The organism is Blautia stercoris, from assembly GCF_054657695.1.
In genome coordinates this window covers 380,754-395,902 of sequence record NZ_BAAHYF010000001.1, presented here as the reverse complement: position 1 = coordinate 395,902, position 15,149 = coordinate 380,754, and the positions used below count along the sequence as shown (strand labels likewise).

Here is a 15,149-nt window from a genome sequence, read left to right as displayed (position 1 = left end):
CTTTCCCCGTTTGATTATTTCAATAATTCTTCTAAGTCAGCTTTTGGAACAACGCCAATGGATTTTTTGTAAACTTCTCCATCTTTGAAAACAACGATAGCTGGAATTCCTGCAATTCTATAGCGTGCTGCGAGTTCCGGTGCTTCATCTACGTTAACTTTTCCGACTTTGTAAGCACCGTTTGCTTCATTTGCCAGTTCCTCGACAATCGGAGCAAGCATTTTGCAAGGCATGCACCATACAGCCCAAAAATCAACTAAAACAGGAACATCAGAGTTTAAAACTTCTTCTTCAAAATTTTCATTGGTTAATGTAATTTCCATGAGTTACGTCTCCTTTATAAAGTTAGTAGAAATAAGAAAGTTATTTGGTATTTTTAATAAATTTTACTGCCTTTGTACCAGCCTGTGCGCCTTCGTACACGGCTTTCGCAATCTGCATCATACCTCCGGTGCAATCTCCGGCGGCAAAAAAGCCAGGAAGCATTGTGGAAGTATCTGTCTCAATCATAATATGATTGTCTTTTAAAATCAATCCTAATTTTTTGGCAATGTCGGTACTTCCGGCACTTCCAAGAGCAACAAATAATCCATCAATGTTAAGTTTTGAGCCGTCTTCAAAAGTAATCCATTCTAAGGAATTTTCTCCTCCAACGGAAAGCAGTTTCTTATGATTGACCTGAATGTTTCCAAGTACAGAGGAATCAAAAGTTTCAGTCAGTCCGTTGGTAAAGATAGTCACGGCTTTTGCAAGAGGTTCAAGAACTTTTGCTTCGTGAAGCGCATAGTCTCCGTTTCCAAGAATTCCAACATTTTTATTTCGGAAGAAGAAACCGTCACATACCGCACAATAACTGATGCCATTTCCTTCGTATTTTTTGGCTTCTTTTAAAGTAATCGGATTTCGTTTTGCACCGGTAGCAAGGATGATTGCCTGGCTTTCATAGGAATGAAAAGAAGTCTGAACTTGATAAACACCGTTATCATAAGCAATCGAAAGAAGTTCTTCTTCTGCAACAGGAATATTAAGTGCCTTAAGTTGAGAAAGACCGGTTTCGTATAATTTTTCACCGGAAATGGGAGTGGGAAGTCCGTAATAATTTTCAATTATGGAAGCCTTTTTTAAAGCACCAATTCCGTTATGAATGACCAGTGGTGTTACGCCAAGACGAATGGCATAAAGGGCTGCTGAAACTCCGGCAGGACCTGCACCAACAATGATAAGCTGTTCCATTTTTTCATCACATCCTTTTTTATAGAATTAATGTGTTTTGCTCATCTCTAATAATCGTAGTATCAAATAAAGAGAGATTGTTTCTATTTTACCACAAATTCCAATAAAAAACACGCAATATCAGAAAAAAACGAAAGAGAAAAAAGAAAAATTATATGTAAGATTACACAAAAAATAAGCCTTTTTTTGTGTAAGGGGGCATTTTTTGGCAATTGGTAAAACCAAAAAATAAGCGAAAGTACTAAAAAAAATATTAAAATAGCAAAAAAAACGTACAAAATACAGGAGATAATCCGGCTGTATACTGATAGGTACACAAAAAGCAACGAAAATCACTAGCCAAAATGGAAGAGAAACAAAAAAAATTACCGAAAAACAGACGAAAATTGGGGAAAACAGAGAAGTTGTCAAAAGATTGACAAAACCATTTTTTGGGAGTAAATTTAGACACGAATTAGAGTATGAAGAAAGGAGTTTTAGACAACAAAATTTTAGAGAAAGGGAGGATGTCCTACGGATATAGCGGAAATGATTACGGAGGAGCTTAACTGCGAAACCGTTTTTACCATTCCAGTTTTTGGTGGTATACCAGTAGGAGAGTCTACTGTTGTCACCTGGATTATTATGGCGGCACTTACCATTATCTCTATTCTATTAGTCAGGAACCTGAAAGTGGAAAATCCAGGAAAAAAACAGCTGGCATTGGAAGCTGGAATTGGTTTCTTACAAGATTTCTTCACAGATATCTTAGGAGAGAGAGGAAAGCGATATGTACCGTATTTGATTACGGTGGCCATCTATATAGGCGTGGCAAACTTAATTGGGCTTCTTGGATTTAAACCGCCAACAAAAGACTTAAATGTAACAGCAGGTCTGGCAATTATGAGTATTTGCCTGATAGAATATTCCGGATTTCGGCAAAAAGGACTAAAAGGTTTTGTACATAGTTTTGCGGAACCGATGGCAATTGTTACTCCAATTAATATTATGGAAATTGCAATTCGTCCCGTATCCCTTTGTATGCGACTTTTTGGTAACGTTATCGGTGCTTTTGTCGTAATGGAATTAATTAAAATGATTATTCCGGTTGCAATACCGGTGCCGCTCAGTCTCTATTTTGATATTTTCGATGGGCTGATTCAGGCATATGTATTTGTATTTTTAACATCGCTCTTTATTAAAGAGCAAATTGAAGAGTAGTTAATGAAGAATTAATGAAGAGTAATCAAAAAAAATAAGAAGCGAAAAGGAGAAATGAAATATGTTAACAGCAATTGGTGCGGGTATCGCAGTTTTAACAGGTTTAGGAGCAGGTGTTGGTATTGGTCTTGCAACTTCTAAAGCAGTAGAAGCTATTGCACGTCAGCCGGAAGCAGAGTCAAAAATCAGTAAAGCATTGTTATTAGGTTGTGCCCTTGCAGAGGCAACTGCTATTTACGGTTTCGTAATTGGTTTGTTAATCTTATTCGTAAAATAAGGAAGGCAGGTGAAGACAGGTGCTGAAGTTAGGCTGGGACCTTCTCTGGACCATTATTAACCTGATTATTCTTTATCTCTTAATGAAAAAATTCCTGATTGGACCTATCACAGGAATTATGGAAAAAAGAAAAAATCTTATTGCACAGCAGTTTAAAGACGCAGAAACAGTTCAAAATCAGGCGCAGGAAATGAAAACACAGTATGAAACTGCTTTAAGTGGTGCAAAAGAAGAATCTGTTCAGATTATTGCCGATGCAAGAAGTGATGCGAAAGCACTTAGCGAACGTACTTTGAAAGAAGCAAATGAAAAGGCTTCAAGAATTCTTGAAAATGCAAGAAATACTGCTGAACAGGAGAAACAAAATGCAATGTCAGGTGCAAAATGTGAGATTGCAGATTTGGCTTTGGAAGCTGCAAAGAAACTGCTTAGTCAGGGAAGCAGCAAAGAGGGCAACAGTATGTTATATGACCAGTTCTTAGCAGAAACAGGTGATACAGATGACAGAAACTAATTATGCAAAAGTGTTATATGAATTAAATATAGCACCAGAAGTGACAGCGTCTGCAAACGCAATACTGAAAGTAGCCCCTGAAGTATCAGAGGTACTTTCTAGTCCCGTTGTTTCTTTAAAAGAAAAGGAAAATGTGATTGATAAGATTTTTCCAAAAGAAATATGTAATTTCATGAAGGTGTTGTGCCGTTATCACAAGGCATCCCTTGCACAGGAGATTTTTAAAGAATATCAGGAGTATTACAATAAACGACATAATATCTTAAATGCAGAACTATTTTATGTGGTAGCTCCGAAAAAAGAGCAGTTAGATGGAATGAAAAACTTCCTATGTAAGAAGTACCACACGAAAGATGTGCAGATAAAACAAATCGAAGACAAATCTTTAATTGGAGGATTTTGTATTCGGGTAGAAGATGAAGAAATTGATTACAGCTTAAAAGGCAAAATCAATGCATTACAACAAAAATTAACCTGGAGGTGAACGGTTTGAGTTCAATCAATTCAGAAGAAATAATTTCCATTCTGAAAGAAGAAATAGAAAATTTCGACATGGCAACTGGCGTCCGTGAAGTAGGAAATGTAATCTGGGTTGGTGACGGAATTGCAACTGTTTACGGGATAGACCACGCAATGTATGGTGAAATCGTGACTTTTGAAAATGGCGTCAAAGGTATGGTGCAGGATATCAAAAGAAACGAGATCGGTGTTATTATCTTTGGTAAAGACACAGGAATCAAAGAAGGCACTAAAGTAGCACGTACAAAGAAAAGAGCAGGTATTCCGGTTGGCGAAGGCTATATCGGAAGAGTGGTAGATGCTCTGGGTGCTCCAATTGATGGAAAAGGTAGTATCGAAGCGAAAGATTACCGTCCAATTGAAAATGAAGCACCAGGTATTATTGACCGTAAATCCGTTACCGTACCGATGGAAACAGGAATTCTTGCTATTGACTCCATGCTGCCAATCGGTCGTGGACAAAGAGAATTAATTATCGGTGACAGACAGACCGGTAAAACGTCTATTGCAATTGATACTATTTTGAATCAGAAAGGCAAAGATGTTATTTGTATTTATGTAGCAATCGGTCAGAAAGCTTCTACGATTGCAAAATTAACCGGAACATTGGAAAAATATGGTGCAATGGATTACACAACTGTATTTGCAGCAACAGCCAGTGACTGTGCTCCGCTGCAGTATATTGTTCCTTATTCCGGAACTGCTTTGGCAGAGTATTTTATGTATCAGGGAAAAGATGTATTAATCGTATATGATGATTTATCCAAACATGCGGTTGCATATCGTGCACTTTCTCTGTTGCTGGAACGTTCCCCTGGACGAGAAGCTTATCCCGGTGACGTATTCTACTTACACTCAAGACTTTTGGAACGTTCAAGTCGTTTAAGTCCGGAAGCAGGTGGAGGTTCCATTACTGCACTTCCAATTATTGAGACTCAGGCAGGAGATGTTTCTGCATATATTCCAACAAATGTTATTTCCATTACAGATGGACAGATTTTCCTGGAAAGTGATTTGTTCTTTGCAGGTAATCGTCCGGCAGTAAATGTTGGTGTTTCCGTATCACGAGTTGGTGGTGCTGCGCAGACAAAAGCCATGAAAAAAGCAAGCGGAAGCCTTCGTATTGATCTGGCTCAGTATCGTGAGATGGAAGTCTTTACCCAGTTTGCGTCAGACCTTGATGATGCGACAAAAGAACAGTTAGCTTATGGAAAATGTCTGATGGAATTATTAAAACAGCCACTTTGCAGACCGCTTTCCAACCATGAACAGGTCATTACCTTGTGGGTGGCAACACATAAAGTCATGCTGGATGTGGAATTAAAGAAAGTAAAAGAATTCCAGATGGATATGCTGGCATATTTTGATAAGAACTATCCGGAAATCGGAAAGCAGATTGAAGAGAAAAAAGTTCTTGATGAAGAACTTGGAAACAAGATTCTTGAAGTAGCAGAGGAATTTAAAAACAAGAGCAGGTGATAGAATGGCAAGTGCAAAAGAGATTCAAAGCCGAATAAAAAGTATTCAGGATACGATGAAAATTACCAATGCCATGTATATGATTTCCTCTTCTAAATTAAAAAGAGCAAAACAGGTATTATCAGATACAGAGCCGTATTTCTATGGAATTCAGTCGGCAATCGGACGTGTGCTGCGTCACATGCCGGAAATGGAACATAAATATTTTGACGAGCGTTCTGACATTCCGAAAGAAGATAGAAAAACAGGATATATTGTAGTTTCCGCAGATAAAGGTCTTGCGGGAGCGTACAATCACAATGTGTTTAAAATCGCTGAGGAATGCATGGAAAAGGAAGCCCATCCACAGTTGTTTGTACTTGGAGAGGTGGGGCGTCAGTATTTTGCTAAGAAAAAAATGGATGTGGATATGAATTTTCGTTTTACAGTCCAGAAACCGACGATGCATAGAGCGAGAGTGATTTCCGAGGAAATGATTGAGCGTTATTTAAAGGGAGAATTGGATGAAGTGTATATTATTTATACACGAATGGTGAATGCAGTCAGCATGGAAGCAGAAATGAGCCAGCTTCTTCCTTTGAAAAAAGCAGATTTCCATACACCGGCTCAGGTAATGGTAGACATCCATCAGGAGGAAATTGAAATGGTTCCTTCTGCAGAAGAAATTTTAAACAGCATGGTGCCGAACTATCTGCATGGTTTTACTTATGGATGCTTAGTTGAGTCTTATGCCAGTGAGCATAATTCCCGAATGATGGCAATGGATGCGGCAACCAGCAGTGCAAAGGACATGCTCAAAGATTTATCGATTCAATATAACCGTGTGCGTCAGGCTGCAATTACTCAGGAAATTACTGAGGTAATCGGCGGTGCAAAAGCACAGAAAAATAAACATTAAAAATACAGAAAGGAGGATTCCTCGTGGAAAAAGGAAAAATTGTACAAATCATGGGACCAGTCGTCGATGTGGAATTTCCACAGAACGCACTTCCTGCGATTAAAGATGCCCTTACTGTTGAGAATAACGGAAAAAAACTGGTTATGGAAGTAGCACAGCATATCGGTAATAATACTGTACGTTGTATTATGTTGGCTTCCAGTGACGGTCTTTATAAAGACATGGAAGTAACAGCAACAGGTGCTGGTATTTCTGTCCCTGTAGGAAAAGAAACATTAGGTCGTCTTTTTAACGTTTTGGGAGAAACCATTGATAATGGAGAACAATTAGATAATGCAGAACATTGGGTTATTCACAGAGACCCGCCAAGTTTTGAAGAACAAAGTCCAGTCGTGGAAATCCTTGAAACAGGTATTAAAGTAATTGACTTATTAGCACCTTATGCAAAAGGTGGTAAAATCGGTCTTTTCGGTGGTGCCGGTGTTGGTAAAACCGTATTAATTCAGGAGTTAATCAGTAATATTGCAACCGAACATGGTGGATATTCTATCTTTACCGGTGTTGGAGAACGTTCCCGAGAAGGAAATGACCTTTGGAGTGAAATGAAAGAATCAGGAGTTCTTGAAAAAACTGCGCTGGTGTTTGGACAGATGAATGAGCCGCCTGGCTCTCGTATGCGTGTGGCAGAAACCGGACTGACTATGGCGGAATATTTCCGTGACCAGGAACATCAGAACGTATTGTTATTTATTGATAATATTTTCCGTTTCACACAGGCTGGTTCTGAAGTTTCCGCTCTGCTTGGACGTATGCCGTCCGCAGTAGGTTATCAGCCGACTCTGGCAACTGAGATGGGTGAATTACAGGAGAGAATTGCATCTACAAAAAATGGTTCTGTAACAAGTGTACAGGCAGTTTATGTGCCGGCCGATGACTTAACAGACCCTGCTCCTGCAACTACTTTCGCACATCTGGATGCGACAACAGTATTGTCCAGAAAGATTGTAGAACAGGGTATTTATCCTGCCGTTGATCCGTTGGAGTCAAACTCCCGAATTCTGGAAGCTGATGTCGTTGGCGAAGAACATTATGAAGTGGCCAGAAAAGTTCAGGAATATCTCCAGAAATATAAAGAACTGCAGGATATCATTGCAATTCTTGGTATGGAAGAACTTTCCGATGAAGATAAAAAAGTTGTAGCGCGTGCAAGAAAGATTCAGAAGTTCCTGTCACAGCCATTCCATGTAGCAGAAGTATTTACAGGTATTCCAGGAAAATATGTTCCGTTAAAAGAAACAATTCGTGGATTTAAGATGATTATCGACGGTGAAGTGGATGATTGTCCGGAGAGTGCATTCTTAAATGCCGGAACAATTGATGATGTCTTAGAAAGAGCAAAAGCAGAACAATAGAGGTGATGTATAGATGAATACATTCGGATTAAGTATTGTGGCCAGCGATAAAGTGTTCTTTCGAGGCAGAGGGATTAATATTGTAATTCCTGCACAGGATGGTCAGGTTTCGATTCTGGCTCACCATGCGGATATGATGATTACGGTTGTTCCTGGGGAGATGCGTTTCCAGACAGAAGATGAACAATGGCATGAGGCAATTGTAGGAAATGGCTTTGCTCAGATTATCAATAACCGAGTGTCGTTGTTTGCGGACAGTATTGAAAAACCGGAAGATATTGATGAAAAACGTGCAAAAGAAGCATTGGAGCGTGCAGAAGAACAGCTTCGTCAGAAACAGAGTATGCAGGAATACTATGTATCAAAAGCATCTCTTGCAAGAGCAATGGCCAGAATGAAAGCAAGTAAGAGACATGAGTAAGGAAAGTGTGGAGAGAAAAAGATGTTCTCTCCACCTTTTTTCTATAACAAGATATAGCTTTGAGTTATGATTTACATACTAATTAGTTATAACGTGGTAAATCCATTGACAAAAAAATAAATAGTTGATAGAATTACAAGAAAGTTAAGCAATTATTGTTTAACAAATGAAATGGGGAGAAGGTGCTGTATGAATAAAAGAATTTTATCAATTCTGGTAGAAAATACGGCTGGTGTCTTAAGTCGGGTTTCCGGTTTGTTCAGTCGAAGAGGATACAACATCGACAGCCTTTCCGTTGGCATTACAACAGACCCTAATTACTCACGTATGACTGTTGTATGCAGCGGTGATGAACTGATTCTTGAACAGATTACCAAACAGGTGGAAAAGTTAGAAGATGTTCTCACAGTAAAAGTGCTGAAGGACGGTCAGAGCGTTAACCGAGAATTGATTCTTGTGAAAGTTCGGGTAGAACCGAATCAGAGAGCGGATGTTTCTTCGATTGTGGATATTTTCCGTGCAAATATTATTGATGTGGGCAAAGAGTCCATGATTATTGAACTGACAGGAACAAAATCAAAGCTGGAAGCATTTATTGATTTGTTAGAAGGTTACGAAATTTTAGAACTTGCCAGAACAGGTATCACCGGTCTTTCAAGAGGGGTAGACGATGTATTCTATCTTGAAGAAGATGGGGAAGATTATTAATTAAGTTAGCTAGAGAATGATTTTTTATTCCCTAAGATAAAAAACACAAAATGCTAGGAGGAAACAAAAATGGCAGTAAAAATTTATTATCAGGAAGATTGTAATTTATCTTTATTAGAAGGAAAAAAAGTTGCAATTATCGGTTATGGTAGCCAGGGACATGCACATGCATTAAACTTAAAAGAATCTGGTGTAGATGTAATTGTTGGTTTATATGAAGGAAGTAAATCTTGGGCAAAAGCAGAAGCTCAGGGATTAAAAGTTTATACAGCAGCAGAAGCAGCAAAACAGGCTGATGTTATCATGATTCTGATTAACGATGAAAAACAGGCTGCAATGTACAAAAAAGACGTTGAACCAAACCTGGAAGAAGGAAACATGTTAATGTTTGCTCATGGTTTTGCAATTCACTTTGGACAGATTAAACCACCTGCAAATGTTGATGTTACAATGATTGCTCCAAAAGGTCCAGGTCATACAGTAAGAAGTGAATATCAGGCTGGTAAAGGTGTTCCATGTCTGGTAGCTGTTCAGCAGGATTACACAGGAAAAGCATTAGACAAAGCACTTGCTTATGCAGCTGGTATCGGTGGAGCAAGAGCCGGTGTTCTGGAAACTACTTTCAAAGTAGAAACAGAAACAGACTTATTCGGTGAGCAGGCAGTTCTTTGTGGTGGTGTTACAGCATTAATGAAAGCTGGATTTGAAACTCTGGTTGAAGCTGGATATGCTCCGGAAAATGCTTACTTTGAATGTATCCATGAAATGAAGCTGATTGTAGACTTAATCTACGAAAGCGGATTCCAGGGAATGCGTTACTCTATCTCTAACACAGCAGAATATGGTGATTACATCACAGGACCTAAGATTGTTACAGATGAAACAAAGAAAGCAATGAAGAAAATCCTGTCCGATATTCAGGACGGTACATTTGCAAAAGACTGGATCTCAGAAAACCAGACAGGTTGCATGCATTTCGGCGCTATGAGAAGAAGAGAAGCAGAGCATCAGTTAGAAGCAGTTGGTGAAGAACTTCGTAAACTGTACAGCTGGAATGGTACAGACAAATTGATCAATAACTAATTTTAATTTGAGTATCAGATAAAAAAAGAAAAGGCGACGGACAAATGTTCCGTCGCTTTTTAGATTTTAAGAATGGACAGGGAGTTTATTTAAGGCAAGCCCCTGTTTAGTATTGTAAAATTCAATAAATTCCCGAACAGCCGTGGTTTGTTGTAAATTATCCAGATAAGCAAAACCAATATTTCTGCGGTGAATTGGAAAAGGAAGGGGAATTTCTACAAGCTCTCCTTCTGCGAGTTCTTTTTCAACAAACTGGCGAATGACGCAGGCAACACCTAAACTGATTTTTGAAAATTCGATTAATAAATCCATAGTAGAAACTTCAAGAAGGTTATTGGTTTCAATACGATGAGCAGCAAGATAATCATCGATATACTGGCGGGTCATGTTTTCTTTATCAAGCAGCATTAAAGTGGCATTGCGGAAAATGTCGTCTTTATGATTGGTGCGAAGAGAAAGATTGTTTAAATAAGTTTTGGTGCTTACAAAAATATCTTCGATTTCACCAAGACTGTCAAAATGTACATGATGAGGACGTTCCGGTTCTCCAATTAAACCAACATCAATTTTATTTTCTTTTAAGAGTTGCAGAGTATGATTGGTTGATTGACATTCAATGGTAATCTTTATATGTGGATGTGTTTTAATAAATTCCTGAAGATAAGGCAGAAGCATAAATTTACATAAAGTTGTACTGACTCCAATATGTAAATGACCAATGCCCAGTTCGTTGATTTTTTTAATACGGGATTCCCCTGTTTGGAGCGAAAAAAACGCTTTTTGAACGTAGGTATAAAGAATTTCTCCTTCTTCCGTGAGTTGAACTCCTCGGGAATTTCTGGAAAATAATGTAACGTCTAAACTCTGTTCTAATTTACGGATTGATTTACTGATTGCAGGCTGGCTGATAAAAAGTTGTTCTGCAGCTTTTGAAATATTTCCGGTATTGGCTACGGTGTAGAAAACACGGTATAAGGATAAGTTTTGTTCCATCTTAGAATCTCCATTTTTCTTTATGAATATAAGTTATATCTGATATGTTTTATATGTATTTCTATTATATCAAAATTTGTGCTAGAATATCAATAGATAAAAGCAGACAAAGGTCTGCTACCACAAAATAAATTTTTAGTGTATTTTTAGGGAGGAATATCCATGGGAATGACAATGACACAAAAGATTCTTGCAGCAGCAGCAGGGCTTGAAAAAGTAGAAGCAGGTCAGCTGATTGAAGCAAATCTTGATTTAGTACTGGGTAATGATATTACATCTCCTGTTGCAATTCATGAGATGGATAAAATGACAAAGAAAAATGTATTTGATAAAGATAAAATCGCTCTGGTTATGGACCATTTTATCCCAAATAAAGACATCAAATCCGCAGAACACTGTAAATGTGTACGTGAATTTGCCTGTAAGCATGATATCACAAATTATTTTGATGTTGGGGAAATGGGAATTGAACACGCTCTGCTTCCGGAAAAAGGATTAACAGTTGCAGGTGATGTTATTATTGGTGCAGACTCTCATACTTGTACTTATGGTGCACTTGGTGCATTTTCTACAGGTGTAGGAAGTACAGATATGGCTGCCGGAATGGCAACCGGTAAGGCTTGGTTTAAAGTTCCATCTGCAATTAAATTCAATATTGTTGGAAAACCGGCAAAATGGGTGAGTGGAAAAGATGTTATCTTACACATCATTGGAATGATTGGTGTGGATGGCGCACTTTATAAATCTATGGAATTTGTTGGAGAAGGAATCAAAAACTTAAGTATGGATGACCGTTTCACAATTGCAAATATGGCAATTGAAGCAGGTGGAAAGAACGGAATTTTCCCTGTAGATGAACTGACAGAACAATATATGAAAGAACATTCCAAACGTCCATATAAGGTATATGAAGCAGATGAAGATGCTGTTTATGATGAAGAATATACAATTGATTTGAGTGAATTAAAACCGACCATTTCTTTCCCGCATCTTCCGGAAAATACAAGAACAATTGATGAAATTACAGAAGATGTAGTAATCGACCAGTCTGTAATTGGTTCTTGCACAAACGGAAGAATTGATGACTTACGTTGTGCAGCAGAAATCTTAAAAGGACGTAAAGTGAAAAAGGGAGTCCGTTGTATTGTAATTCCGGCAACACAGAGTATTTATCTTCAGGCAATGGAAGAAGGATTATTAAAGATCTTTATTGAAGCAGGTGCAGTTGTAAGTACACCGACCTGTGGTCCATGTCTGGGTGGATATATGGGAATTTTAGCAGCTGGAGAACGTTGCATTTCTACTACCAACCGTAACTTTGTAGGTCGTATGGGACATGTAGATTCAGAAGTTTATCTGGCAAGTCCGGCAGTTGCTGCTGCAAGTGCTGTAACCGGTAAAATTTCTGCGCCGGAAGAATTAGGTTTATAGTAGGAGGAAAAGACGATGAAAGCAAACGGAACAGTATTTAAATATGGAGACAATGTGGATACCGATGTTATCATTCCGGCAAGATACTTAAACTCTTCTGACCCTGCAGAACTTGCACAGCATTGCATGGAAGATATTGATAAAGACTTTGTAAACAATGTGCATAAAGGAGATATCATTGTAGCAAATAAAAACTTTGGATGTGGCTCTTCAAGAGAACATGCACCAATTGCAATTAAAGCGGCCGGTGTCAGCTGTGTAATTGCAGAAACTTTTGCACGTATTTTCTACCGTAATGCAATTAATATTGGATTACCAATCATTGAGTGTCCGGAAGCAGCGAAAAATATTGAAGCAGGCGATGAAGTAGAAGTGGATTTTGACAGCGGTATTATTACAAATAAAACAAAAGGACAGGCTTTTAAGGGACAGGCTTTTCCAGAGTTTATGCAGAAGATTATCAAAGCAGAAGGTTTAATTAATTATATTAATGCAAATAATTAATATCAACGAAAATAATTAATAAAATGAAATGCAAGTGGAATTGAAATGTTCTGCTTGCATTTTTTTGTGACACATAATCCGGAGCTTGCAAAACAAATTTGTACGAGGACCATTAATCTTGCAGAGATTAATAAAAGATAAGAAAAATATATAATATAATAGGTAGAAAGAAGTACAAAAAACTTGAAAAATCGGGTAGAGTGTTCCTGCCCGATTATCAAAAAAAGGAAGTTTCTTCCTTAAAATTACTTGACATTTTGATTTGGTAATGCTATTTTAATTATATTAAGCACAGAGTAATCTGTAAACAGCAAAATGCAGAGATAAGGATTAGTAGAAATTTTTACGGATTTCAGAGAGCTGTTGGTTGGTGAAAAACAGTAGATGTAATATTTTGAACTGCCCTTGGAGCAGCTGCCCGAACTTTTACTAATAAAGCAAGGCGAGGTAAGATAGTAGGCGTAGACGGAATCCCTACCGTTATCAGCAGGGAAAGATATAAGATGGTTTCATCAGTATCTTTTGAGAGTATGAATTTGATTCATGAAGTAGAGTGGTACCGCGCAGGACGTTAGTCTTTCGTCTCTATTACAAGTATATTGTAAGAGATGAGAGACTTTTTTTGTTTCAGAAAAAAGTGGTAAGTTCTAGGAAAAGAATTATCAAAAAGAAGCTCTAAAGTGATGTGCCAAAATGATTAGGAGGATTTAAGTTATGAAAAACAGCAGTAAGTACAAAAGACAGTATTTTTTACCACCAGTGAAATGTATGGACTGGACCGAAAAAGATCATGTAGAAAAAGCACCAATTTGGTGTAGTGTAGATTTACGAGATGGAAATCAGGCACTTGTAATTCCTATGAATCTGGAACAGAAAGTAGAGTTTTTTAAACTGTTAGTTGAAATTGGATTTAAAGAAATTGAAGTTGGTTTTCCGGCTGCGTCTGAAACAGAGTACACATTTTTAAGAAAATTGATTGAAGAAGATTTGATTCCGGATGATGTTACGATTCAGGTTCTGACTCAGGCAAGAGAACATATTATCAAGAAAACATTTGAAGCGGTAAAAGGTGCAAAAAATGTAATTGTACATGTATATAATTCTACTTCTTTGTCTCAGAGAGAACAGGTTTTCCATAAATCCAAAGAAGAAATTTTAAAGATTGCAGTAGAAGGTGCAAAATTATTAAAACAGTTGACAGAAGAAGCTGGAGCAGATTATCGTTTTGAATACAGCCCAGAAAGCTTTACTGGAACAGAACCAGAATATGCATTGGAAGTCTGCAATGCAGTACTGGATATCTGGCAGCCAACTGCAGATAGAAAAGCAATTATCAATCTGCCGGTTACAGTAGAACATTCTATGCCGCATGTGTATGCAAGTCAGGTAGAATATATGTGCAAGAACTTAAAATACAGAGAAAATGTAGTCGTTTCTCTCCATCCACACAATGATCGTGGTTGTGGTGTAGCAGATGCTGAAATGGGTATTTTAGCTGGAGCAGACCGTGTGGAAGGAACCTTATTTGGAAATGGAGAAAGAACAGGTAATGTTGATATCGTAACACTTGCTTTAAATATGTATGCGCAGGGCGTAGAGCCGGAGCTTGATTTTACAGATATCTCTTCTATTTGTAAAAAATATGAATCCTTTACGGGAATGACAATTAACGAGAGAAGTCCATATAGCGGTGCATTAGTATTTGCTGCATTTTCCGGTTCTCATCAAGATGCAATTGCAAAAGGTATGCATTGGTTGGATGAAAAGAAACCGGAACACTGGACGGTACCATATCTTCCAATTGACCCGAAAGATGTTGGGCGTAATTACGATGCAGATGTTATCCGTATTAACAGTCAGTCTGGTAAAGGTGGTGTCGGATATATTCTGGAAACTAAATTTGGACTGAATCTGCCACCTAAGATGCGTGAAGCAATGGGGTATACAGCAAAAGCAGTATCGGATCATACACATAAAGAGCTGATGCCAGAAGAGATTTTTGAATTATTTAAACGGACCTTTGAAAATGTAGTAAGCCCGCTGTCCTTAAATGGAGTACATTTCCAGCAGGTAAATGGAGGAATTACAACACAGGTAACTTCTATTTTTAATGGAAAAGAGATTACAACAGAGGCAGAAGGAAACGGACGTTTAAATGCGGTAAGTAATGCGTTGAAGAAAGCATATAATTTTGAGTATGATTTAGTAACTTATCAGGAGCATGCATTAGAGCAGAGTTCCAGTTCAAAAGCGATTGCTTATGTAGGAATTCGTAAGCCAGATGGTACACTTTCCTGGGGCGCAGGGGTGGATGTAGACATCATAAGGGCCTCTATAGACGCATTGGTAACTGCAATCAATAATCGATAAAAGCTTAAATTTTTATATCAAAATGTTCTCGAGCAAACATAATACCTAAAGACTTGGTAATGTTAAATTAAGAAAATCTCAATAGCAAAGCAGGTACATAAGAAAAA

At 38.0% G+C, this 15,149-nt stretch carries 16 protein-coding genes and 1 other annotated feature; of the genes, 13 read left to right on the top strand and 3 right to left on the bottom strand.

Features of this window, described 5'->3' with window-relative positions:
* Nucleotides 1-14 precede the first annotated feature (14 nt).
* A complete protein-coding gene (gene trxA / locus ACYQ2D_RS01995; RefSeq protein WP_372554423.1) occupies nt 15-323 on the bottom strand; it encodes a thioredoxin in 309 nt (102 codons plus the stop codon).
* A 40-nt stretch (nt 324-363) separates the two neighbouring features.
* The gene (locus ACYQ2D_RS01990; protein WP_187558515.1) at nt 364-1,233 is read right to left on the bottom strand and encodes an NAD(P)/FAD-dependent oxidoreductase; all 870 of its coding nucleotides are present in this window, start codon (nt 1,231-1,233) and stop codon (nt 364-366) included.
* A 528-nt stretch (nt 1,234-1,761) separates the two neighbouring features.
* On the opposite strand from ACYQ2D_RS01990, the gene ACYQ2D_RS01985 reads away from it, so the two are divergent.
* The 10 genes from ACYQ2D_RS01985 (at nt 1,762) to ilvC (ending at nt 9,744) form a co-directional block, all read left to right on the top strand.
* Entirely contained in the window at nt 1,762-2,433 is a 672-nt protein-coding gene (locus tag ACYQ2D_RS01985) for a F0F1 ATP synthase subunit A (protein WP_022302844.1), read from the top strand.
* 61 nt (nt 2,434-2,494) lie between these two features.
* Complete coding sequence (gene atpE / locus ACYQ2D_RS01980; RefSeq protein ID WP_022302845.1) at nt 2,495-2,710, top strand: ATP synthase F0 subunit C; 216 nt, start codon at nt 2,495-2,497, stop codon at nt 2,708-2,710.
* A 19-nt stretch (nt 2,711-2,729) separates the two neighbouring features.
* Entirely contained in the window at nt 2,730-3,224 is a 495-nt protein-coding gene (atpF, locus tag ACYQ2D_RS01975; RefSeq protein WP_022302846.1) for a F0F1 ATP synthase subunit B, read from the top strand.
* Nucleotides 3,211-3,708: an ATP synthase F1 subunit delta gene (gene atpH / locus ACYQ2D_RS01970; protein ID WP_459784492.1), complete on the top strand. Its 498-nt coding sequence runs from the start codon at nt 3,211-3,213 to the stop codon at nt 3,706-3,708. The genes atpF and atpH overlap by 14 nt, the downstream gene beginning before the upstream one ends.
* Before the next feature lie 5 nt (nt 3,709-3,713).
* Nucleotides 3,714-5,222, top strand: a complete 1,509-nt coding sequence (gene atpA / locus ACYQ2D_RS01965; RefSeq protein ID WP_022302848.1) for a F0F1 ATP synthase subunit alpha — start codon at nt 3,714-3,716, stop codon at nt 5,220-5,222.
* A 4-nt stretch (nt 5,223-5,226) separates the two neighbouring features.
* Nucleotides 5,227-6,120 (top strand): ATP synthase F1 subunit gamma, encoded by an 894-nt coding sequence (gene atpG / locus ACYQ2D_RS01960; RefSeq protein WP_022302849.1) that lies wholly within the window; start codon nt 5,227-5,229, stop codon nt 6,118-6,120.
* Between the two features lie 23 nt (nt 6,121-6,143).
* Nucleotides 6,144-7,532 (top strand): F0F1 ATP synthase subunit beta, encoded by a 1,389-nt coding sequence (gene atpD / locus ACYQ2D_RS01955; RefSeq protein ID WP_022302850.1) that lies wholly within the window; start codon nt 6,144-6,146, stop codon nt 7,530-7,532.
* A 13-nt stretch (nt 7,533-7,545) separates the two neighbouring features.
* The gene (gene atpC, locus ACYQ2D_RS01950) at nt 7,546-7,953 is read left to right on the top strand and encodes an ATP synthase F1 subunit epsilon (RefSeq protein ID WP_022302851.1); all 408 of its coding nucleotides are present in this window, start codon (nt 7,546-7,548) and stop codon (nt 7,951-7,953) included.
* Nucleotides 7,954-8,142: 189 nt separating this feature from the next.
* Entirely contained in the window at nt 8,143-8,661 is a 519-nt protein-coding gene (gene ilvN, locus ACYQ2D_RS01945) for an acetolactate synthase small subunit (protein ID WP_022302852.1), read from the top strand.
* Between the two features lie 69 nt (nt 8,662-8,730).
* The gene (gene ilvC, locus ACYQ2D_RS01940) at nt 8,731-9,744 is read left to right on the top strand and encodes a ketol-acid reductoisomerase (RefSeq protein WP_117455570.1); all 1,014 of its coding nucleotides are present in this window, start codon (nt 8,731-8,733) and stop codon (nt 9,742-9,744) included.
* Nucleotides 9,745-9,810: 66 nt separating this feature from the next.
* Here the strand turns inward: ilvC and ACYQ2D_RS01935 are convergent, their stop codons facing one another.
* On the bottom strand, nt 9,811-10,737 hold the full coding sequence (locus tag ACYQ2D_RS01935) for a LysR family transcriptional regulator (RefSeq protein ID WP_459784491.1): 927 nt from the start codon (nt 10,735-10,737) through the stop codon (nt 9,811-9,813).
* A 162-nt stretch (nt 10,738-10,899) separates the two neighbouring features.
* Between ACYQ2D_RS01935 and leuC the strand changes: the two genes are divergently transcribed.
* The 3 genes from leuC (at nt 10,900) to ACYQ2D_RS01920 (ending at nt 15,042) form a co-directional block, all read left to right on the top strand.
* Nucleotides 10,900-12,168, top strand: a complete 1,269-nt coding sequence (leuC, locus tag ACYQ2D_RS01930) for a 3-isopropylmalate dehydratase large subunit (protein WP_022302855.1) — start codon at nt 10,900-10,902, stop codon at nt 12,166-12,168.
* Between the two features lie 15 nt (nt 12,169-12,183).
* Nucleotides 12,184-12,672, top strand: coding sequence for a 3-isopropylmalate dehydratase small subunit (gene leuD, locus ACYQ2D_RS01925; RefSeq protein WP_117455574.1), 489 nt, complete (start codon nt 12,184-12,186; stop codon nt 12,670-12,672).
* A 311-nt stretch (nt 12,673-12,983) separates the two neighbouring features.
* Nucleotides 12,984-13,262, top strand: a binding site (T-box leader).
* A gap of 124 nt (nt 13,263-13,386) precedes the next feature.
* Nucleotides 13,387-15,042 (top strand): 2-isopropylmalate synthase, encoded by a 1,656-nt coding sequence (locus ACYQ2D_RS01920; RefSeq protein ID WP_117455576.1) that lies wholly within the window; start codon nt 13,387-13,389, stop codon nt 15,040-15,042.
* The last annotated feature ends 107 nt before the right edge of the window (nt 15,043-15,149 follow it).